18 protein-coding genes are annotated in these 22,252 nt (G+C 40.8%); 16 read left to right on the top strand and 2 right to left on the bottom strand.

The features are described from left to right. Nucleotides 1–35: 35 nt before the first annotated feature. From H8700_RS02290 to serS, 4 genes are all read left to right on the top strand, one after another. Nucleotides 36–1,199: a galactokinase gene (locus H8700_RS02290; protein WP_022142418.1), complete on the top strand. Its 1,164-nt coding sequence runs from the start codon at nt 36–38 to the stop codon at nt 1,197–1,199. Between the two features lie 109 nt (nt 1,200–1,308). Continuing rightward, a complete protein-coding gene (locus H8700_RS02285; RefSeq protein WP_249302752.1) occupies nt 1,309–3,828 on the top strand; it encodes a bifunctional diguanylate cyclase/phosphodiesterase in 2,520 nt (839 codons plus the stop codon). Between the two features lie 277 nt (nt 3,829–4,105). Next, a complete protein-coding gene (locus H8700_RS02280; RefSeq protein ID WP_249302750.1) occupies nt 4,106–4,921 on the top strand; it encodes a CAP domain-containing protein in 816 nt (271 codons plus the stop codon). Between the two features lie 273 nt (nt 4,922–5,194). Further along, a complete protein-coding gene (serS, locus tag H8700_RS02275; protein WP_249302748.1) occupies nt 5,195–6,490 on the top strand; it encodes a serine--tRNA ligase in 1,296 nt (431 codons plus the stop codon). A gap of 275 nt (nt 6,491–6,765) precedes the next feature. Here the strand turns inward: serS and H8700_RS02270 are convergent, their stop codons facing one another. Continuing rightward, the gene (locus tag H8700_RS02270) at nt 6,766–7,266 is read right to left on the bottom strand and encodes a ribonuclease FAU-1 family protein (RefSeq protein WP_249302746.1); all 501 of its coding nucleotides are present in this window, start codon (nt 7,264–7,266) and stop codon (nt 6,766–6,768) included. A 287-nt stretch (nt 7,267–7,553) separates the two neighbouring features. Here H8700_RS02270 and H8700_RS02265 point away from each other — a divergent pair, with 287 nt between their 5' ends. From H8700_RS02265 to H8700_RS02210, 12 genes are all read left to right on the top strand, one after another. Further along, nucleotides 7,554–7,904 carry an AtpZ/AtpI family protein gene (locus H8700_RS02265; protein ID WP_022142423.1) on the top strand — a complete coding sequence of 117 codons (351 nt, stop codon included), beginning with the start codon at nt 7,554–7,556 and terminating at the stop codon, nt 7,902–7,904. Between the two features lie 3 nt (nt 7,905–7,907). Then, on the top strand, nt 7,908–8,306 hold the full coding sequence (locus H8700_RS02260) for an ATP synthase subunit I (RefSeq protein ID WP_249302744.1): 399 nt from the start codon (nt 7,908–7,910) through the stop codon (nt 8,304–8,306). A 93-nt stretch (nt 8,307–8,399) separates the two neighbouring features. Beyond that, nucleotides 8,400–9,155 carry a F0F1 ATP synthase subunit A gene (gene atpB / locus H8700_RS02255; RefSeq protein ID WP_249302786.1) on the top strand — a complete coding sequence of 252 codons (756 nt, stop codon included), beginning with the start codon at nt 8,400–8,402 and terminating at the stop codon, nt 9,153–9,155. A gap of 121 nt (nt 9,156–9,276) precedes the next feature. Continuing rightward, nucleotides 9,277–9,543, top strand: coding sequence for an ATP synthase F0 subunit C (gene atpE, locus H8700_RS02250; protein WP_022142426.1), 267 nt, complete (start codon nt 9,277–9,279; stop codon nt 9,541–9,543). A gap of 101 nt (nt 9,544–9,644) precedes the next feature. Continuing rightward, entirely contained in the window at nt 9,645–10,190 is a 546-nt protein-coding gene (gene atpF, locus H8700_RS02245) for a F0F1 ATP synthase subunit B (protein WP_249302784.1), read from the top strand. After that, the gene (atpH, locus tag H8700_RS02240; protein WP_022142428.1) at nt 10,178–10,729 is read left to right on the top strand and encodes an ATP synthase F1 subunit delta; all 552 of its coding nucleotides are present in this window, start codon (nt 10,178–10,180) and stop codon (nt 10,727–10,729) included. The genes atpF and atpH overlap by 13 nt, the downstream gene beginning before the upstream one ends. 29 nt (nt 10,730–10,758) lie before the next feature. Continuing rightward, on the top strand, nt 10,759–12,273 hold the full coding sequence (gene atpA, locus H8700_RS02235) for a F0F1 ATP synthase subunit alpha (protein ID WP_249302742.1): 1,515 nt from the start codon (nt 10,759–10,761) through the stop codon (nt 12,271–12,273). A 20-nt stretch (nt 12,274–12,293) separates the two neighbouring features. After that, a complete protein-coding gene (gene atpG / locus H8700_RS02230; RefSeq protein ID WP_022141162.1) occupies nt 12,294–13,175 on the top strand; it encodes an ATP synthase F1 subunit gamma in 882 nt (293 codons plus the stop codon). 68 nt (nt 13,176–13,243) lie between these two features. Next, nucleotides 13,244–14,641 carry a F0F1 ATP synthase subunit beta gene (gene atpD / locus H8700_RS02225; RefSeq protein WP_022141161.1) on the top strand — a complete coding sequence of 466 codons (1,398 nt, stop codon included), beginning with the start codon at nt 13,244–13,246 and terminating at the stop codon, nt 14,639–14,641. A 14-nt stretch (nt 14,642–14,655) separates the two neighbouring features. Beyond that, complete coding sequence (locus H8700_RS02220; RefSeq protein ID WP_022141160.1) at nt 14,656–15,063, top strand: F0F1 ATP synthase subunit epsilon; 408 nt, start codon at nt 14,656–14,658, stop codon at nt 15,061–15,063. A 491-nt stretch (nt 15,064–15,554) separates the two neighbouring features. Then, nucleotides 15,555–17,942 carry a phosphoketolase family protein gene (locus H8700_RS02215; RefSeq protein WP_249302740.1) on the top strand — a complete coding sequence of 796 codons (2,388 nt, stop codon included), beginning with the start codon at nt 15,555–15,557 and terminating at the stop codon, nt 17,940–17,942. A 450-nt stretch (nt 17,943–18,392) separates the two neighbouring features. Beyond that, on the top strand, nt 18,393–20,858 hold the full coding sequence (locus H8700_RS02210; RefSeq protein WP_249302738.1) for a CotH kinase family protein: 2,466 nt from the start codon (nt 18,393–18,395) through the stop codon (nt 20,856–20,858). Here H8700_RS02210 and H8700_RS02205 read toward each other — a convergent pair. Next, a complete protein-coding gene (locus tag H8700_RS02205; protein WP_249302736.1) occupies nt 20,803–21,891 on the bottom strand; it encodes a DUF389 domain-containing protein in 1,089 nt (362 codons plus the stop codon). The genes H8700_RS02210 and H8700_RS02205 overlap by 56 nt on opposite strands. Nucleotides 21,892–22,252 lie beyond the last annotated feature (361 nt).

The following is a 22,252-nucleotide window of genomic DNA, read 5'->3' as shown; positions in this document are numbered from 1 at the left end:
TAATTTAAAATATATAGTCGCAAAGGAGAGCAGGCATGAAAGATATTATTCTTAAAAAATTCGGTGAAGTATATGGAACTACAGAAGGTGCAAGAGCATTTTTCGCACCCGGACGTGTGAATTTGATCGGAGAACATACAGACTACAACGGAGGTCATGTATTTCCGTGCGCATTGACGATCGGTACTTATGCAGTAGCGAGAAAGAGAAATGACAGAAAGCTTCGTTTCTTCTCAATGAATTTTGAGCATCTTGGAATTATTGAGTCGTCTTTAGATGAATTAAAGCCAATGAAAGAAGCAGGATGGACAAACTATCCAAAGGGTGTGATGTGGGCATTCGGTGAAAGAGGAATGCATCTGGATTGTGGTCTGGATATCCTTTTGAACGGAAATATTCCAAATGGTTCGGGACTTTCTTCTTCTGCTTCCGTAGAAGTAGTAACCGGTTTTATCTTGAAATCATTATATGGATTTGATGTCAGCAATCAGGATCTTGCGTTGATCGGGCAGTTTTCAGAAAATAATTTCAATGGTGTAAATTGCGGTATTATGGATCAGTTTGCGATCGCAATGGGTAAGAAAGATAATGCAATCTTTTTAGATACAGCAACATTGGAATATGAATATGCTCCGGTCAAATTACAAGGAGCAAAGATTGTCATTTCATGCAGTAACAAGAAGCGCGGACTTGGCAGCTCAAAATACAATGAGCGTCGCAGTGAATGTGAGATGGCTTTATCTGAGATCCAGTCAGGAATGGGAATTGAAACACTTGGTGATCTGACAGAAGAACAGTTTGAAAGTGTGAAAATGGCGATCAAAGATGAAGATCGAAGAAAGAGAGCCAAACATGCCGTTTATGAGAACCAGCGTACGATCAAGGCAGTAGAAGCATTGAAGGCAAATGATATTGCATTGTTTGGTAAATTGATGAATGAGTCTCATGTATCATTGCGTGATGATTATGAAGTAACGGGTGAGGAGCTGGATACGTTAGTAGAAGCAGCATGGAAGATTGACGGTGTGATCGGATCCCGTATGACAGGCGCAGGCTTTGGCGGATGTACGGTCAGCATTGTGAAAGATGAGGCAGTGGACCGATTTATTGATCAGGTTGGTAAAACTTATAAGGAAACGATCGGCTATGCAGCAGATTTTTATGTCGTAGAGATCGGCTCCGGTCCATGTGAATTATAAAACAAGAGAAAAATAATAATATGTGACATTTGATATATCCATATGAATTTATAAATGTGCAACAAAGCGGGATGCCAACATCTGCTTGAAAGGATAAGGGGTGATATCCATGGGGAAAATAGAAGAACCACAGATGAGCGAGGAAGAATTAAGAAATTTACTGGAATATTCAGAGTGTGCAACGTTTGTTTTAGAACAGGGAATGGAGTTTAAAGTTGTATATGCCAATCCGAAATTTTATCAGATCTTGCGTTATACGAAAGAGGAGTTTGCCGATCAATTTGAGAATAAACTAAAGGAGCTGATTTTGCCGGAAGAAAAACAAAAGATATCTAATCTGATCGCAAGGCAGTCTGTAGCAGGTGGCCATATCCATTTGGAATATCGTATCAAACGCAAAGATGGTGTAGTTCGTTTTTTGTCGATGACAGCAAGTCCATTCGTTCGAAATGACAAGATGTGTTATTATTGCTCGGCAATGGATGTGACGCAGCAGAGACGGACATTAGCAGAAGTTTATGATGCAAAAAGACAAGTTGATCTCATAACAAATAATGTTCCGGGTGGCGTGATCAAGATTCGGATTTCTGATTTTTCCATTTTATATTCCAATGATGGCTTTTATCGTTTGGCGGGTTATAGTCGTTCGGAGTATTTCTCTTTGTTTGGAAATCATTGCGATAAAGTTATTTATGATCAAGATGTGGAAAGAGTAGTGCACATGATTCGTGCAGCGGTAGACAATGGTGGGACAATCAGCTTTGAATATCGTATCATTGCCAAAAACGGTGAAGTACGCTGGTCATATGTAAATGGATGTCGTGTGGATGATCTGGATGGTGAAGTTGTTTATCTTTGTATCATTATGGATATTACATCTAAGAAAAAACTGGAACAAAAAATGGAAGACAGTCTTCGCAGATCCGGTTATCTTCTGGAGTATATGAAGGAAACAGAGTGGACGTATCATATAATATCTAAAAAGCTATATCGCAATGGCTATATAGATGGCACCTATTCCAGAGAAAGAGAACTGAAAAATGCTTTTACCAGAGAAACATTAGGTCCGACGGTACATCCTGACGATTTGGATGCACTCTGTTCTTTTTTTGATGAACGGATGCGTAAAATCGGTAAAGCTAAGGGTGTTTTCAAAGTAAAAGACAGCAAGGGAAATTATCATCCGACTGAAGTGTATGCAATTACAGTTGGTACAGAAGAGACAGGCATGCCGGAAAAAATTTATGGAGAAACTCGTTTTTTGGATGACCGCTCTTTCATTGTGTCGCAAGAGCCTGCTGTTTCCCTTGTATCCGGGACTGTAGGAAAAGTCTTAAAGATTGCTGAAATGGCACAGGAGAAAGTCAAAGATGTTGTGACGGGAAGCATGCCTTATCAGGAATGGATCGAACGGACGCGTAACATTTTGAAAAATAACAAAGAAGAAAAATACGGTATTCTGTGCTGTGATATTGACGGCTTTCAAAGACTGACCTATCATTATGGAATTTCGATCGGAAACGAACTTTTGATAAGTTTTGCAAAACTGTTATGCAAGCATATGGCATATGATAATATGTGTTCCCGTATCAATGGAGATTATTTCGTCGTCTTTTTCAAATATGAAAAGCACGGTGAACTTTTGAAGAGAGTTTCCCATATGCTTCGTGTGCAAAAAGAAAGGGAAAAAGAGCTTAGTTATAATACATACGGAACGACAAGCGGTATCTATCTGGTAAAACCGGGCGAGCAGGATCTTGACAAGATGTTAGAATGTGCGGATCTGGCAAGGAGAAGTATCAAAGGTACTCGTGGAAATCATTATTCGATCTATACGGAAGAATTGCAAAGAAACCAGTTCTTAGAAGAAGAAGTCATTTCCGAAATTGGCACGGCGATGATGGAGCAATCAATTGAAATCTGCTACCTGCCCCGTATTTACAAGAATCGGGATAATGTGATCGGTTGTAAGGCGATTCCTCAGATTCAGATGCAGAATGGTTCTTATCTCTCATTAGAGGATCTGCGTCGTTATATTGATCGCAGTGAAGAAATACAGCAGCTATTCTTCTATGTCCTTTCGAATGTATGCTGCAGCCAGGGAGTATGGAAATCAAAAGGTTATAAGATCAAGCCGATTTCCATCGATATTACGGCAAGCCAGCTCTGTTTACAGAATGCAGTAGAGAAAATAGATGAAACGATTCGTGAAAATAATCTTGAACCAAAAGATATTATTTTGGAAATGCAGGAACATTGTTTTAAGGACATGACAACGAATCTGCAAATGGCATTGGAGGATTTAGATCGAAGAGGGTATAAAGTTTTTATCAGTCATTTTGGTTCAGATCACACAGCGATTCATTCGTTGCGCAGTCTTCCGATTGCGGGAATTAAATTTCATGGCGAATATTTCAAACAGGATATTTCAGACAAGAAAGAACATATCATTTTGAAAAAGATCGTAGAGATGGTAAAAGAAATGGATCTGACAGTTGCATGTGGCGGAATCCACACAAAGCTGCAGGAAGATATTGCACGTTCGATTGGTTGTGATATACTGGAAGGCGAGATCTATTATGGAGCAGTCCGTAATGAAGTATATGAAAAATGCTTCTTAGACAATTAGTATGTCAAACGATCCGTATATCGAAAATATAATGTCGCTGTACGGAATGAAAAGAGCCGGAAAAAAGGCAACGTGTTGACGTTGCTTTTTTTGAGAAAATGAAACAGAGGGTATTTGGGAACAAAGAGTATTATGAAAACGAGAAGGTTTCTGACCGGGTGTTGGCTTGGCTTTTGTTGAGGGATTGCAATAAAAACAGGACAATGGATGCAGGATGTATCAGTAAATTATGTGAAAAATGCAAGTTTTCACATGAATAAAAAAGAAAGGAAATGGAATGATGGAAAACGGGAAAAAGTATTTACGCAGGATTATGTTAGTAGCAATGGCATTTTTGTTATGTACTGTATGCAGCATGGAAACAAAAAGTGCAAAAGCCGCCTCACGTCCGACCGTACGCGTAACAAAACGTACGAAGAAAGAAGCGACGATCAAAATATCCAAATCAAAAGCAACCGGTTATCAGGTCTATTTATCGGCATCAAAGCATGGCAGTTATAAGCTTTTGATGGCAACACGTACACAATATTATAAGATTACGGGCTTAAAAGCGAACAAGACATATTATGTGAAAGTACGCGGCTATCGTACAAGAGGATATCGCATTTCACGCGGTAAATATTCTAAAGCGGTTAAGATCAACATCTATAAAAAAGCTGCAAAGAAGTCAACGAAGAAAACGACAACCACGACAAATACCACGACAGAAAGCTTAACTGAAGCAACGACAGCGGCGTTGAACAGTATCAACACAGAACGTCAGAATCGCGGACTTACAGCTCTAACATCGGATGCAGCTTTGTGTAAAGCCGCCGATACCAGAGCACAGGAATTAGCACAGTCCTTTGGTCATACAAGACCGGATGGAAGAGAGTTCCAGACTGTTCTTGAAGATGCATCATATGATTGCGAATATGCAACAGAAGACATTTATACCGGAACGACAAATCTCGAAGAGGTTCTGACAAAAGCCATGACAGATGTGAATCGTGCTGAAAATATCTTCTCGTCAGAAGTCAAAAAGATTGCGGTTGGTTATTGTTATAATGAAGCGACTGCAACAGGATACTGGGCAATTCTGATCACAGAATAAACCGTGGGATATCCACTTGATGGATGTATGGAATGTAAGCATACCGCTGACTGTGTCGGTACATGGAATAATACCCGATAACCTATGTTGTCAGCATGCTTGCAATCTCTATGAAATCTGTGTAAAATAAAGAAATGTAGTTTCTGATACAGGATCAAAGTGTCAGGTCTTGTTTTAGATGGTATAAGAACAAGCATTTGTTATTTTGATCTAAGAAAGAAAAGGCAGGAAAAGAAAAAGGCAGTATGCCATAATATAAGGAGACAAAAAAGGATGTTAGATATTAAGTTTTTAAGAGAAAATCCAGATGTAGTAAAACAGAATATTAAGAACAAGTTTCAGGACGATAAGCTTCCTTTAGTAGACGAAGTCATTGAATTGGACGCAGAAGCCCGTAAGACACAGCAGGAGGCAGATGAGCTTCGCGCTTCACGCAAGAAAGTATCAAAAGAGATCGGTGCTTTAATGGGACAGGGCAAGAAAGAAGAAGCAGAAGCAAAGAAGCAGGAAGTGGCAAAGAATGCACAGCGCTTGGAAGAACTTTCCGTAAAAGAAAAAGAATTACAGGAAAAAGTCAAAAAGATCATGATGGTCATTCCGAATATCATTGATCCGAGTGTTCCGATCGGTAAAGATGACAGCCAGAATGTTGAGATTGAGAAGTTTGGTGAGCCGGTTGTGCCTGATTTTGAAATTCCATACCATGCAGAAATCATGGAAAGCCTTAGCGGATTAGACATTGATGCAGCAGGTAAAGTAGCCGGAAATGGTTTCTATTATCTGATGGGTGATGTGGCAAGATTACATTCTGCAGTGATTTCATACGCAAGAGATTTCATGATCGACAAGGGATTTACTTATTGTATCCCTCCATATATGATCCGCAGTAATGTCGTAACAGGTGTTATGAGCTTTGCTGAGATGGATGCCATGATGTATAAGATTGAAGGGGAAGACCTCTATCTGATCGGTACAAGTGAGCATTCGATGATTGGTAAATTTATCGATACGATCACAGATGCAAAAGAGCTTCCAAAGACTTTGACATCTTATTCACCGTGTTTCCGTAAGGAAAAAGGTGCTCATGGTATCGAGGAACGTGGCGTATATCGTATTCATCAGTTTGAGAAGCAGGAAATGATCGTAGTCTGTGAGCCGGAAGACGCTATGAAATGGTATGATATCATGTGGAAGAACACAGTAGAGCTGTTTAGAAGCCTTGATATCCCGGTTCGTACATTAGAGTGCTGTTCCGGTGATCTTGCCGATCTGAAAGTGAAATCATGTGATGTAGAAGCATGGTCTCCACGTCAGAAGAAGTATTTCGAAGTAGGAAGTTGTTCGAATCTTGGTGACGCACAGGCAAGACGTTTACAGATCCGTGTGCGTGCTGAGGATGGAAGCAAGCATTTTGCGAATACATTGAACAATACAGTAGTAGCACCGCCACGTATGCTGATCGCATTCTTAGAGAATAACTTACAGGCAGACGGTTCGGTTCGTATTCCTGAAGTGCTTAGACCATATATGGGTGGAAAAGAAGTTTTAGTTCCTACAAAGAAAAACTAAGACAGATACAAACAATGCCAATCAATGCGTAAAATATAGAGTGATGGGGAATGCTGTAAGCTATTAACGGTTTTTGCGGCTTAGCAATGCTGTATGTGTTAATAGCAGATAGTCTTTTCACTAAAAAAAGAAAAGCAGATTTCAAACACAGAGATCAAGATGATCTCGATTTGAAATCTGCTTTTCTGGTATTTTTTGCTAAGATCCGGAAAGGCAGCGTGTCAGATCCGTTCATTGGCTTTTTGATCAGATAACAGTTGAAAAATTATCACATATCACGCATTTTCTTTCGCAAGTGTTTTTTCCATCTCATCAATCTTATCGGTCAGAGTATGAAAATTTCCGGCATAAATCGTCTGCAAGAGGTGATCGGTACGACGAAGCGTAGCGATTCCGAGTGTTTCTGTCAGAATATTTTTTTCGAGAATATCAGCAAACTCATCCAGATCAACCACACGGACACGTCCATCCGGATAGATCAGCACATCGACCAAAAGATCGTTGAAAGTATAAGTGTGAGCGGCTTTGTCGATCACCGGCTCCACAATATCACAATACCAATAGACCAATTCTTCACTGGCATTATAGACTTTGCTTACTTTGACGCCAAGATCAATAAAATATGCGGATATTCCGTGTGCAATGTCTTTGCGGGGTTTTAACACGTTCCATTTTGTCAGGATCAGGTCATCGCTTAGAAATAAAACGGTATCGTCCTTTAATTCTGTTACTTCATCAGGCAGGAAACGTCTTCGAAATAATCGTATCTGCTCCATATTGTATTCTCCATTCTTCTCTCGATAAGTTTAAGATCACATTGCAGATCTTAATTTGTATTGAAATTATTATAATCGCCTGCCAGAAGAATGTAAAGAAAAAAATGATCGGAAACCGGATAAAAATGGTCGGAAACGGAATGGATTTTTATAGACTTTTTGGATGTAATATTTTATAATAATAGAGTGTATAACAATGAGCTGTACGAGCAGTGCAGACTCAAAAATGCCGATAAGATGCAACAAAGTATCTGACGTGGTAAAGAAAAGGTTGGTGGGGAAACATCATGAATGATAAAAAAGTTTTGCGAAGCCTTGTAATGATTACTCAGATCGGTATAAGCATGATGGTTCCGCTTTTTTTGTGCGCAGGTATAGGATACTGGATAAATGGGCAGTTTGGTATTGTAGCAGCATTTCCGATTCTGCTGTGTCTCGGTGCCGGTGCGGCATTTCGTAATCTTTTTGTTTTGACAAAGACCTTTTATGCAAAAGATATCCAAAAGGAGGCAAAGCAGAAAGAATATATGGAAAATTTAAAGGCTTATCATGAAAAACATCCCGATGAAGATTTTTCGGATGTGATGGAAGGCAAGAAAAAAAGGTATCCCGACCCGAAAGGACCGACAAGGAGTTAAACGATGAAACAAGCCAGACAGCTTTGCAAAGAAATGATAATAGGGTTGATCCTGTGGCTCATTCCTGTTTTACTGATATTGACGATAATTGCTCCAAATCATCTGGCGATGGCAGCAGGTGTTTTGACAGGCGGAGCGGTGGCATCCGGTTTGCTCTGGCATATGTACCGGCATCTGGATATTGCTTTGGATATGGATGCAAAACATGCCCAGTCACACACACAGTTTGCAGCATTCAAAAGAATGTTTTTTGTCGGAGTGATCATGGCAGCAGCATTAGTCCTGCCGCAGTATGTGCATCCGATCGGTGTGGTATTTGGAATTATGGGGCTGAAGATCACGGCACTTATGTATCCGAAGCTTCATCCTGTTATTCAAAAGTACAGGAAAAAGAGACTGTAGTGATACGCTTTTTGTATCATCACAATATATCTGTGTTTCACAGAAAAAATAAAAGTAAAGGAAGGTGAGAGTGTGGGAAATGGCATCTTAGGTATGTCGCAAGGTCTGTTGGGAAGTAAGGCTCTTCTTGCCGGAGGCGGTGAGCAGGTAGACTTTTTTATTCACGGATATACGGATACGAAGTTTACCGTTTTTGGATGGGACATTTATCTGACGACGACTCATATTTCTATGATCATCGTTATTGCATCCATTCTTGTTTTTGCAATCTTTGCAAACCGGGTGATCAAGAAGGCTGATCCAAACAAAGTTCCGGGACCTTTTCTGAATGTGGTTGAACTGATCGTTGAGTCACTGGATGGAATGGTTGCCAGTTCAATGGGATCGAAGAAAGCATTGAAATTCAGAAACTATGTCAGTGCATTATTCTTTTTTATTCTGGTATGTAACTTATCCGGTTTACTCGGACTTCGTCCACCAACAGCAGATTACGGTGTTACATTTCCATTGGCAGTAATGACATGGGTTTTGATTCAGTTTAACGGATTCAAATACCAGAAATTTGGTAAGATCAAAGCATTGTTTGAACCAATCTTTTTGTTCTTCCCGATGAACCTGATCAGTGAGTTTTCAACTCCGGTATCTATGTCGTTACGTCTGTTTGGTAACATTTTATCCGGAACCGTTATGATGGGACTGATCTATGGTCTTTTGCCAAGGGTACTTACTCTGGTATGGCCGGCAGCACTTCATGCGTATTTGGATGTATTTTCCGGAGCGATCCAGACATACGTTTTCTGTATGCTGACGATGTGTTTTGTTTCGGATGCGATAGGCGACGAAATATAATCCTGCTTCGCATAAAGAGCAGTGAGGAAACAGCTTAGGCAAAAGTATCCGGCTTTTTTGAAAGCAGGATGCAGGAAAGCATTTAAGAAAGTAAAATTTTTATTTTAAGGAGGATTTTAACATGAATATAACAAATGAAGGTTTAGTATTAATGGGTTCTGCTATTGGTGCAGGTCTTGCAGTTATCGCAGGTATCGGTCCCGGTGTTGGTCAGGGTATTGCCGCTGGTTATGGTGCTTCTGCCGTAGGACGTAATCCGGGTGCAAAAGGTGATATCATGTCAACTATGATCTTAGGTCAGGCGGTCGCAGAGACAACAGGTCTTTATGGTCTGGTTATTGCTTTGATCCTGTTATTCGCTAACCCACTTTACAGCAAATTAAAATAATAGCATCAAAAGACAGGGCATTGTGCTTTGTCGGGATGGAAAAAGTGGTTAGAAATACAGTAAAAAGTTAATAACAGAAGGGAGGCTATAAAGTGAGTGTAATGAAAGTGGCTTTAGCTGGCGATGCTTTAGGCAATTACATTTTCGGACTTGATCCACAGCTTCTGATCGATTCATTGATTACGTTGATCGCAATGTTTGCACTTTTTCTGCTTCTGTCATATCTGCTCTTTGTACCGGCAAGAAACTTATTGCAAAAGCGACAGGATGGCATCCGTGAACAGATGGAAACGGCTGCAAAAGAAAAGAGTGATGCGATCGCTTTTAAAGCAGAATATGAAAGCAAGCTTAAAAACGTGGACAAGGAGGCAGAAGAAATCCTTACGCAGACACGTAAAAAAGCGATGAAGAAAGAAAGCGAAATCGTAAACGAAGCAAAAGAAGAAGCTGTCAGAGTTCTTGATAGAGCAAATCGCGAAGTAGAACTTGAGAAGAGCAAAGTAAAAGATGAAGTCAAGCAGGAAATGATTTCTGTAGCTGCTGCAATGGCAGGAAAGATTGTTGCATCTTCTTTGGATGAGGATAAGCAGGCACAGCTGATAGCAGACACTTTGGAAGAAATGGGTGATGAGACATGGCTAAATTAGTTTCAAAAGTATATGGTGAAGCTTTATTTGAAGCGGCCATAGAAGCAGGCACAGTCGATTCCCTGATGGAAGAAGTGGATGCTGTGCTGGCAATATTTCGTGCAAATGAGGAATATATCAAACTCTTGAATCATCCTAAGATTCCGGTGGAGGAAAAAGTTGCACTTTTGGAAGAAGCATTTAAAGGAAAAGCTTCGAACCAATTGGTAGGACTTTTGACTGCAACCGTGGAAAAAGGCAGATTTGCAGAGATTGAAAATATTTTGGCATATTTTGAATCCAAGGTACTGGAATACAAAAAAATCGGTATTGCCCATGTAACATCAGCAAGTGCATTGACAGATCAGCAGAAAGAAGAAGTACAAAAGCGTTTACTCGAAACGACTTCTTATGAAAGCATACAGACTGAATATCAGGTTGATGCATCGCTGATCGGTGGCATTGTCATACAGATTGGTGACAGAGTTGTTGATGGCAGTATCCGGACACAGCTGGGGAACATGGCAAAAGAATTGTCAAAGATCCAGCTCGTGAAATAAAATATTAAGAAAGAAGGTGCAAGAATATCATGAATTTGAAACCTGAAGAGATCAGTTCTGTAATCAAAGAACAGATTAATAAATATAGTACCAAATTCGAAGTATCCGATACAGGTACTGTAATCCAGGTTGCCGATGGTATCGCACGTATCCATGGATTGGAAAAGGCGATGCAGGGCGAACTTCTTGAATTCCCAAATGAGATCTATGGTATGGTATTGAACCTCGAAGAAGACAACGTAGGTGCCGTTCTTTTAGGTGATCATAAAAACATTAACGAAGGTGATCTGGTTAAGACAACAGGTCGAGTAGTTGAGGTGCCTGTAGGTGACGCAATGCTTGGTCGTGTTGTCAATGCGTTAGGACAGCCTATCGACGGAAAAGGCCCTATCGAGACTGATAAGTTCCGTCAGATTGAACGAGTTGCATCCGGTGTTATTTCAAGAAAGTCAGTAGATACACCGTTGCAAACAGGTATTAAGGCGATTGACTCTATGGTGCCGATCGGAAGAGGACAGCGTGAGCTGATCATCGGCGACCGTCAGACAGGTAAGACCGCCATCGCAGTAGATACGATCATTAACCAGAAAGGTCAGAATGTGAAGTGTATCTATGTTGCGATCGGTCAGAAAGCATCTACCGTTGCATCTATCGTAAAGAAATTAGAAGAATATGGTGCAATGGATTATACTACTGTTGTAGCATCAACAGCAAGTGAATTAGCACCACTTCAGTACATTGCTCCATATTCCGGTTGTGCGATCGGTGAGGAATGGATGGAAGCAGGACAGGATGTTTTAGTAATTTACGATGACCTGACAAAGCATGCAGCAGCATATCGTACACTTGCATTGCTCTTAAAACGTCCACCAGGACGTGAAGCATATCCCGGAGATGTATTCTATTTACATTCCAGACTGCTTGAGCGTGCAGCGAGATTGTCTGACAAATTAGGCGGCGGCTCATTGACAGCATTACCGATCATTGAGACACAGGCAGGTGACGTATCTGCTTATATTCCTACAAACGTTATCTCTATCACAGATGGTCAGATCTACCTTGAGACAGAGATGTTTAACTCCGGATTCCGTCCGGCTGTTAATGCAGGTCTTTCCGTGTCCCGTGTAGGTGGTTCTGCACAGATCAAAGCAATGAAGAAGATTTCAGGTCCGATCCGTATTGAGCTTGCTCAGTACCGTGAGCTGGCGGCATTCTCGCAGTTTAGTTCTGATCTCGATCCTGAGACAAAGGCACAGCTTGCACAGGGTGAGCGTATCCGTGAGATCTTAAAGCAGGATCAGTACAAGCCTATGCCGGTAGAGAATGAAGTAATCATTATATATGCAGCAACTAAGAAATATCTGATCGATATTGAAATTAGTGACATTCTTGACTTTGAAAAAGGTCTTTTCGAATATATTGATACAAAATATCCTGAAGTACCGGAGAGCATCCGTACAACAGGTGAGATCAAAGAAGATATTGAAAAGAAACTGATCGAAGCGATCGAAGGATTTAAGGCAGAATTCACTAAGAACAAATAGAAAGAAATGGGGAAAAGCATATGGCCTCAATGAGAGATATCAAAAGACGTAAAGAAAGTGTGCAAAGCACAGGACAGATTACGAAGGCAATGAAGCTCGTTTCTTCTGTCAAGCTGCAAAAAGCAAAGCTTGGGGCAGAAGTATCAAAGCCGTATTTTGATACAATGTATAATACAGTGGCAGGCATGATCGCAAAATCCGGTCAGATGTCACATCCATTTCTTCAAAAGAGCCGGTCGGACAGGAAAGCGGTCATTCTGATCACATCCAACCGAGGACTGGCAGGCGGATATAATTCCAATGTTGTTAAGCTGATCACGAAAGACGAACGTTTTTCGACAGAGAATACGGTGATCTATGCAGTAGGATCGAAAGGTCGCGATTCTATGGCGAGAGTCGGTTATGAAGTGGCTAAGGATTATTCAGAGGCTATGAATGAACCGATCTACAGCGATGCAACACTGATCGGCAAAGAAGTTTTAAGCCGGTTTGTCAAAGGAGAGATCGGAGAAATTTATCTTGCTTATACGATCTTTAAAAACACGGTCGTACAGATTCCGACTTTGACTAAGCTGTTACCGATCAATGCCGAAGACATCGTATCGGAAGAAGAAGATATATCAGAAAGTCCGATTGACAAGCTTACATTGATGAATTATGAACCGGAGCCGGAAGAAGCATTAAATGCGATCATTCCAAAATATATCAACAGTCTGATCTTTGGCGGACTGGTTGAATCTCATGCGAGTGAGAATGGAGCACGTATGCAGGCAATGGATTCCGCAACAAGCAATGCAGAGGAAATGATCAGTGATTTGTCTTTGAAGTATAATAGAGCAAGACAGGCATCTATTACACAGGAATTAACAGAAATTATAGCAGGTGCAAGTGCTATTTCATAATGCTATTCATAAAGAAAAACTTTATGAAACACAGTTATAAGCAGCTGAAAATGTAAAGGAGTGAAACAATGGCAGAATTAAATACAGGTAAGCTGACTCAGATTATCGGTGCCGTTCTGGATATTAAGTTTCCGGAAGGAAAACTGCCTGAGATCAACGACGCTATCAACGTACCGTTAGCCGATGGTAAAAAGCTGGTGGTCGAAGTATCTCAGCATCTGGGTGATGATACTGTACGTTGTATCGCGATGGGACCGACAGATGGTCTTGTACGTGGTATGGAAGCTCAGGCAACGGGCGGTCCTATCAGCGTGCCGGTAGGTGAAGCAACTCTGGGACGTATGTTTAACGTACTGGGAGAACCAATTGATGAGAAACCGGCTCCTGAAGGAGTTCAGTATGATCCGATTCATAGAAAAGCCCCTAAGTTCGAGGAGCAGTCAACAGAAACAGAAATTCTTGAAACAGGTATTAAGGTCGTAGATCTTCTTTGTCCTTATCAGAAAGGTGGTAAGATCGGTCTGTTTGGTGGTGCCGGTGTAGGTAAAACCGTATTGATCCAGGAACTTATCACAAATATTGCGCAGGAGCATGGTGGATACTCTGTATTTACCGGAGTAGGTGAGCGTACCCGTGAAGGAAATGACCTTTATTATGAAATGATCGAATCCGGTGTTATCGATAAGACAACCATGGTATTCGGTCAGATGAACGAGCCGCCGGGAGCACGTATGCGTGTAGGTCTTACAGGACTTACCATGGCAGAAAACTTCCGTGACCGTTCCGGAAAAGATGTCCTTCTCTTTATTGATAATATTTTCCGTTTTACACAGGCCGGTTCCGAGGTATCCGCTTTGCTTGGACGTATGCCAAGTGCGGTAGGTTACCAGCCGACATTACAGACAGAAATGGGTGCTTTACAGGAGCGAATCACTTCAACAAAGAAAGGTTCTATCACATCGGTACAGGCTGTTTATGTACCTGCCGATGACTTGACCGATCCGGCACCGGCAAATACATTTGCTCACTTGGATGCGACAACCGTACTTTCACGTTCAATCTCAGAGCTTGGTATTTATCCGGCAGTAGATCCGCTGGAGTCTACTTCGCGTATCCTTGATCCGCATATCGTCGGTGAGGAGCATTATCATGTAGCCCGCGGTGTACAGGAAATTCTTCAGAAATATAAGGAATTGCAGGATATCATCGCTATTCTTGGTATGGATGAATTGTCAGAAGAAGATAAGATCGTCGTAAACAGAGCCAGAAAGGTACAGAGATTCCTGTCTCAGCCTTTCCATGTTGCAGAGCAGTTTACAGGTCTTCCGGGACAGTATGTACCGGTAAGTGAAACAATCCGCGGCTTCCAGGAAATTCTGGATGGTAAGCATGATGATATCCCTGAGAACTATTTTCTTAACGCAGGAAATATTGATGAGGTAGTAGCCAGAGCTACAGACAGATAGGAAAGGAGAATCAGATGGCTGACAAAACGTTCAACCTGCGGATTATCTCCCCTACCCGCATTTTCTTTGATGGAGATGTTGATATGGTAGAAATGAAGACAACAGAGGGCGAGATCGGTGTTCTTGCCGGTCATATTCCTCTGACTGCCATTCTTGAACCGGGTGTGCTTCGGATAAAGCAAGAAGAAAATGTAAGAGAAGCAGCATTGCATGATGGCTTTGTAGAGATTCAAAAAGACCGTGTTACGGTGTTGGCAGAATCCTGCGAATGGCCGGATGAAATTGATGTAGAGCGTGCGAATGAAGCAAAAGAACGTGCTGAACGTCGTATTAAGAGCGGTAAAGCAGAAGTAGATATGCTTCGTGCTGAACTTGCATTAAAGAAAGCACTTACAAGAATTGATCTTGCAGGCAGAAAATAAGAAAAAGGCTTCCCAGTTAATAATATAAGCCGGGAGGCCTTTTTTCTTGTTTTAAGGATAGTATACTAACTTTGTGATTTGCTTTCCTTTCTTTTTAAAACTGAAAGTCTTTAAAGTATCTGCAGATGAGTAACTGCTGATGTTCCGACAGTATTTGGAAAATGTTGACTTTGAAACAGATGACATGGAAATATCCTGTGCCATATAATATTTTGCTTTTTGAGAGATTTTAAAAGTGCGTTTTTGGAATGATAAGGAAAAGCAAATACCAGATTTGCCATCGCTTGCTTTTCTTTTGGGTCCATTTATCACAAAGATAAAAAATAACTAAAAAAAAGACTATCTTTATTACTTTTTTGGAAAAAATGGAAAAAAAGCCGTGAAAGTCGGAAACACGTTGAAAAATGCTTGAATTTGTCGGTATTTGCACCTATAATAATGAACTATGGGTGAAAACTTACAAATACAAGACTATGAAAGGAGTTCATACTATGAATGAACAGAATAATTGTCTCGAAAAGCAGCCTCTCTGTGATGAGATGCTTCAGAAGATGGATGCATACTGGCGTGCAACGAATTATTTATCAGCCGGTCAGTTATATCTTTTAGATAATCCATTAATGAGAAAACCATTAACAATGGATGATGTAAAGAAAAAAATTGTAGGTCACTGGGGAACTGTACCCGGACAGAACTTTATCTATGTACACTGTAACCGCGTGATCAAACGTTATGACTTAGATATGATTTATATTTCAGGTCCGGGACATGGCGGAAACTTCCTGATCGCTAATACATATTTAGAGGGAACATACAGCGAAGTATATCCAAATATCAGTCAGGATGAAGAAGGAATGCAAAAGATGTTTAAGCAGTTCTCATTCCCATGTGGTGTACCAAGTCACTGTGCTCCTGAAACACCTGGTTCTATCAACGAAGGTGGTGAGCTTGGTTATTCTATCGCTCACGCATTTGGTGCTGTATTTGATAATCCTGACCTCATCGCTACAACTGTAGTAGGTGACGGTGAAGCAGAGACAGGTTCTCTTGCTACATCATGGCAGTGTAATAAATTCTTAAATCCGATCAATGATGGTGCCGTTCTTCCGATCCTTCATCTGAATGGATATAAGATCAGCAACCCTACTATTCTTTCTCGTATTCCTCAGGAAGAGTTAGAAAGCTTCTTCAAGGGTTGTGGATGGAAGCCTTACTTCGTAGAAGGTGACGATCCAATGACAATGCATAAAAAGATGGCAGAAACAATGGATACTGTTATCGAAGAAATCAAGGCAATCCAGAAGAATGCCCGTGAGAACAATGATCCTACAAGACCAATCTGGCCAATGATCGTATTACGCACACCAAAGGGATGGACAGGTCCTAAGGTTGTTGACGGTGACCAGATCGAAGGTACATTCCGTGCACATCAGGTTCCAATGTCAATGGAGAAACCGGAACATCTTGATATGTTAAAAGATTGGTTAGAGAGCTACAAGCCGGAAGAACTCTTTGATGAGAAGGGTCGTCTGATTCCTGAATTAGCTGAATTAGCTCCTAAGGGAGATGCACGTATGGGTGCTAACCCACATGCAAATGGTGGTCTTTTATTAAAGGATCTTCGTCTTCCTGACTTCCGTGAGTACGGTGTAAAAGAAGTAGATCCAGGTAAGACAAAAGCACAGGATATGATCGAACTTGGTGCTTATATCCGTGACATTTTCAAATTAAATAAGGAGAACAAGAACTTCCGTATCTTCGGACCGGATGAGTCTATGTCAAACCGTCTGTATCATGTATTTGAAGAGCAGAACAGAAGCTGGAATGCTGAGATGGTAGACAACGATGATTGTCTTGCAACAGATGGCCGTATCATGGATGGTATGCTTTCAGAGAATATGTGTGAAGGCTGGTTAGAGGGTTATCTCTTAACAGGTCGTCATGGTTTCTTTGCAAGTTACGAAGCATTTATCCGTGTTGTAGATTCCATGGCAGCACAGCATGCGAAATGGTTAAAGGTTACAAATCAGTTATCATGGAGACAGCCGATCGCATCATTGAACTTCATCCTGACATCAAACGTATGGCAGCAGGATCATAACGGATTTACACATCAGGATCCTGGTTTCTTAGATCATATCGCTAATAAGAAAGCAGACGTTGTCCGTATGTATCTCCCACCGGATGCAAACTGTCTGTTATCATGCTTTGACCATTGTATGAAGAGTAAGAACTATGTCAATGCAATTGTTGCTTCAAAACATCCAAGCTGCCAGTGGCTTACTATGGAGCAGGCTGTTAAGCATTGTTCACAAGGTATCGGTGTTTGGGAATGGGCAAGTAACGATCAGAACGAAGAACCTGATTTAGTAATGGCTTGCTGTGGCGATACACCAACACTTGAAACATTAGCAGCAGTAACTATTTTGCGTGATGCTATGCCTGAACTTAAGATCCGTGTTGTAAACGTAGTTGACCTCTTTAAGTTACAGTCAGATACAAAACATCCTCATGGATTAAGTAACCGTGAATATGACGCACTCTTTACAAAGGATACACCAATTATCTTTGCGTTCCACGGATATCCAACATTAATTCATGAATTAACATACGGACGTAACAACACAAACATTTCTGTACACGGTTATCAGGAAGAGGGTACGATCACTACTCCATTCGATATGCGTGTTCAGAATGAGATTGACCGTTTCAACCTTGTAAAAGACGCTATCATGCATTTACCACAGCTTGGAAATAAGGGCTCATACCTGATCCAGCAGATGAATGATAAGTTAGTAGAGCATAAACAGTACATCGCAGAGTATGGTTTAGATATGCCTGAGATCCGTGACTGGGAATGGACTACACCTGCAAAATAATTTGTAGGAAAAACAGATCAGAATCTGATCAAAAATATAAATAAAAATCCGGCTATATGAGAATACAGCCGGGTTGTAAAAGCGGAGACTGTAAAAAGTTCTCCGAATCGAAAAATCGCTTAGATCTCAGATCTGGGCGATTTTTTGTATCATTTATTATGAAGATATTTTTGCTAAAAGTGTCCTCATGTGATGTGTACTGTGCCGGTGTTGTTCTTGCTTTTGCAGTATGTTTTTGGCAAAAGAAGAAAAATGGATGTACAAGAAAGCGTAAATCTGCTGTATTATAAATATAGTAAATGTCGTATTGTAAAATTACAGGGTTTACAATACGAAGATATCGGATAATCGGCCATACGATCAGGTTAGGTGGTCAAAGCAGGCAAAACGAGTAGCTCTTGCCATGATAATCTGATAGGCGAAACATGTAGATCAGGAAAGGAGAAGCGTATGAGAAAAAAATTATGGAGCATATGTACCAAAGCAGCGGCAATTACTGTATTGACGTTTGCAATCACAACAGGAGCAGGGAATACCGCTTTTGCAAAAGAGGAAGCTGCAACGGTTACGATGTCAGCAGGCAGTGGGTGTTATGACAATGCATTTAATCTGACGATGACTTGTGATACAGCAACAAAAATCTACTATACAACGGATGGCAGTGATCCGAGAAGCAGCGACACAAGAAAAGAATATACTGCAGCTCTTACGATCAAAGACAGAAGCGGTGCAAACGGTGATGATAACTATGTTACCGCTGTTGATCCGGTCGAATTTGACAGTGCAAATGTCATATATCAAAATGGCAAGGCAAAGGATAAATATAAAGCACCGTCAAAAGAAGCTGTTGACAAGGCAACCGTGATCAAAGCAGCCGGTATGGATGCAGCCGGAAATTATACATCCGTAGCTACGAATACATATTTTGTCGGTCAGATGGATACCCATATCAAGGGAATCAAAGAAAGCTGTCAGGCAGCAGGTGTACCGATGTCGATCATGTCGATCTCGATGGATTACGATGATCTGTTTGATCAGGAAAAAGGAATTTATGTAAAAGGAAATATTTTTAAAGAAAAATTTTCTGAGGAGTCAGGACGTTTTTATAACGGGCAGGATATTTCTGATACCTGTCGGAAGTTAGATGCAAATTATAACCAGCGTGGCAAAGGATGGGAGCGTGCAGCACATATCGATTATATCGAAAGTGATGGTACAACGACAGAATGTAAATTGCAACAGGACTGTGGTATCCGTATTCAGGGAAATTATTCGCGTTCCGATATGCAAAAAGGACTTCGTCTGTATGCAAGAGAGGAATATGGCAAGAAGAACTTTAAGTATAACTTTTTTGGTAACGACACATTAAACAGCAAAGGAAAGCCGATGGATAAATACAAAAAGCTGACTTTGCGTGCCGGTGGTAACGCTGCATTTGCTGCTAAGTACAATGATGCATACTGGCAGTCACTGATCAAGGATCTGAAATGTGATACCCAGAGTTCAAGAGTATGTGTTGTCTATATAGATGGCGAATACTGGGGACTTTATATCTTACAGGAAGATTATTGCGATAATTACTGGGAAGAGAAATATGGTGTCAATAAAGATAATGTCATCTCTTATAAGGGAGATGCGGAAAAGTATGACATCGGATATGACATTGATGATGGAGAACTTCCGGAAGGACAGAATGATGTACGTTATTTCTGGAATGATCTTTTAAAATTCTATGATACACATGCAAATCTGAATAAGCAGGATGATTATGAAGCATTTGAAAAATTAGTTGATGTCGAATCGGTAAGAGATTACTTTGCGGTAAATCTCTGGCTGAACAATAAATGGGACTGGCCGGGCAAGAACTGGCTTGCATGGAAGACAACACAGGCAGAAGATGGCAATGCTTATGCAGACGGAAGATGGAGACTTTGCTTCTATGATCTTGATTTTGGTGGAGCAAGTTCAAAGGATTACAGAACCAATACGGTAAAAGAAGATAACTACAAAACATATGGTATGCTGGATCTGAATACAGAAAATCCGGTTGTATTGATGTTTGGTTATCTGATGACGAATGATACATTCAGAAATGAATTTAATACAAAGCTGTTAGCGTTATCTTCTACGAATTTTGAGAAAGATACAATGCTTACGAGACTGGATCAATATCTGAATACGTATAAACCATTATATGATCAGTTCTTTACACGCTATGACGGAAATGGAAGTGCATCACAGGCGATCAACAGTGAGTACCTGAGTTACGCAATGATAAAAGAGTTTGCTACAAACCGCAGAAACGTTGACAATAAGTATATTCAGCAGCAGATTGATTTTATCAACAGCAACTATGGTAAATCGTCCGGTACAAGAGATCAGATGGCAATGGACGATGGAGAGCAGCCGGATCAGACACCAACTCCGGTTCCGACAAAGACACCACAGGCAAGTACATCACCAACGAATGTACCGGCAGGACCGGCACAGAACCCTTCAACCACAACACCGTCTGATGTACAACCGACATTAAATCCGAATAGCACTACACAGCCAACGGTGACTCCGAATGAATCTGTAAAAGATCAGACCGGAACAGATACGAAGAATGATACTTCTAAGAAAGCAGATCGAAAAGCGAAAAAAACACTGCCTCTTAAAGTGACTGCACGTAAAGGTAAGAAAACGGTTACGATCAAGACAGTGAAAAAGGCAGTTGTTAAAGTGACAGCAACTAAGAAAGTGATATATAAAGGGAAGAAAGTGACGAAAAGACTTACGATTCCGGCAAAGAAAAACAAGACAGGAAAAATTGTCATCAAACTTTCTAAGCCGCTCAATAAGAACATGAAGTTAAAAGTTACTGTTTCAAAGAAGAATTATCAGACGAAGAAGCAGACGATAAAGGTGAAGTAAATTCCACATGGGAAATATCACCTTCCAAAGCCAGGATCTTTTTGATCTTGGCTTTTTCATTATTTTCTAAAGGTTCTTTTAACTTTACGATTGCCGTCAGAGTTTCGGTGGTATGTCCGTTTTCTTTTTCGTAGTCAAAAAGATAACCGATCTGAAGGGAATGAATCTGTGGATAGATCAGCTTGAGTTCTTTTGTAACACGCTCCACATTGATATTACCGATTTCCGATTCATATGTACCGGAATTTTCATTTGTTTCTTTTTGAACCAGTCGTGCCGCAAAAAAGATACTTGGAATGATCAAAATGATCGTATTGCGTATGATCTTATGGCGCAAGCGAAGCCAGACTTCTTTGGTAAATGTATGATCAGAAGCATGATGTTTTTCTTTTTTGGGAACTTCCAGTGCAATCAATACAATTGTGGAAGTCAGGCAGATAAAATATGTATTGATAATAAACAGATACAAAGCACCAAAGAAATAAGACAGACTGCCATTTGCAATCCCATAGCCAGCAGTACAAAGCGGTGGCATCAAAGCAGTAGCGATAGCGACACCCGGAATCACATTTGACTTTTCTTCGCGCGTTGTACCGATAATTCCTGCCAGTCCGCCAAAGCAAGCGATCAACACATCCCAGATCGTCGGACTGGTACGTGCAAGAATTTCACTCGAAGCCGTTTTGATCGGTGATATGGCAAAATACAAAGAAGAAATGATCAGACAGGCGATTACCTGAATTGTCAGACCGACTGCTGAGTTACGAACCATTTTAAAGTCAACGGTAGCAATACCGTAACCGATCGCCATGATACCACCCATTAATGGTGAGATCAGCATTGCTCCGATAATAACAGCGGTCGAATTCATATTCAGACCGATTGATGCAATGAAAATGGCAAGAACCAGAATACAAAGGTTAGTGCCCTTGATCTCTGCTCCACTCACGATCCGATTATGAATCTCATCATAAGAAGCCTTATCACCATGAATATTAAATGCCTGTTTTACGATTTTTTTAATTTGTTCCACTTAAAAAACTCCTTTCGGGATAGTAATAGAAGGCATTTGCAAAACAAAATGCATTCCCCTGAAACCATCCTCACACCAAAATGGAATGCGTCATGTTCATATTTATGATTTGTGTTTTTCTTTCTTTTAATTGTGGAATAGACACGACAGCTGATTAGAATTTTTGATTTTTTAATCTTTTTTGCTGATTGGGCGCGGGTCATAACTATAGGGGCGACTCAGTCTGAGTAGCATTGCTGTTTGGGACACGCTCCCGCTTCGCAAAGCCACGTAGCGCACACATAGCACTGCAAAAAGCAAATACTTTTTTGCAGTGCAAGTGACGACGGTCTTTGAGATTCCCAAACAGCAATGTACATCA

This window comes from Jutongia hominis (genome assembly GCF_014384965.1).
Lineage (GTDB): Bacteria > Bacillota > Clostridia > Lachnospirales > Lachnospiraceae > Butyribacter > Butyribacter hominis.
The sequence above is the reverse complement of the archived record's forward strand: the minus strand, read 5'-3'. Positions and strand labels throughout refer to the sequence as shown.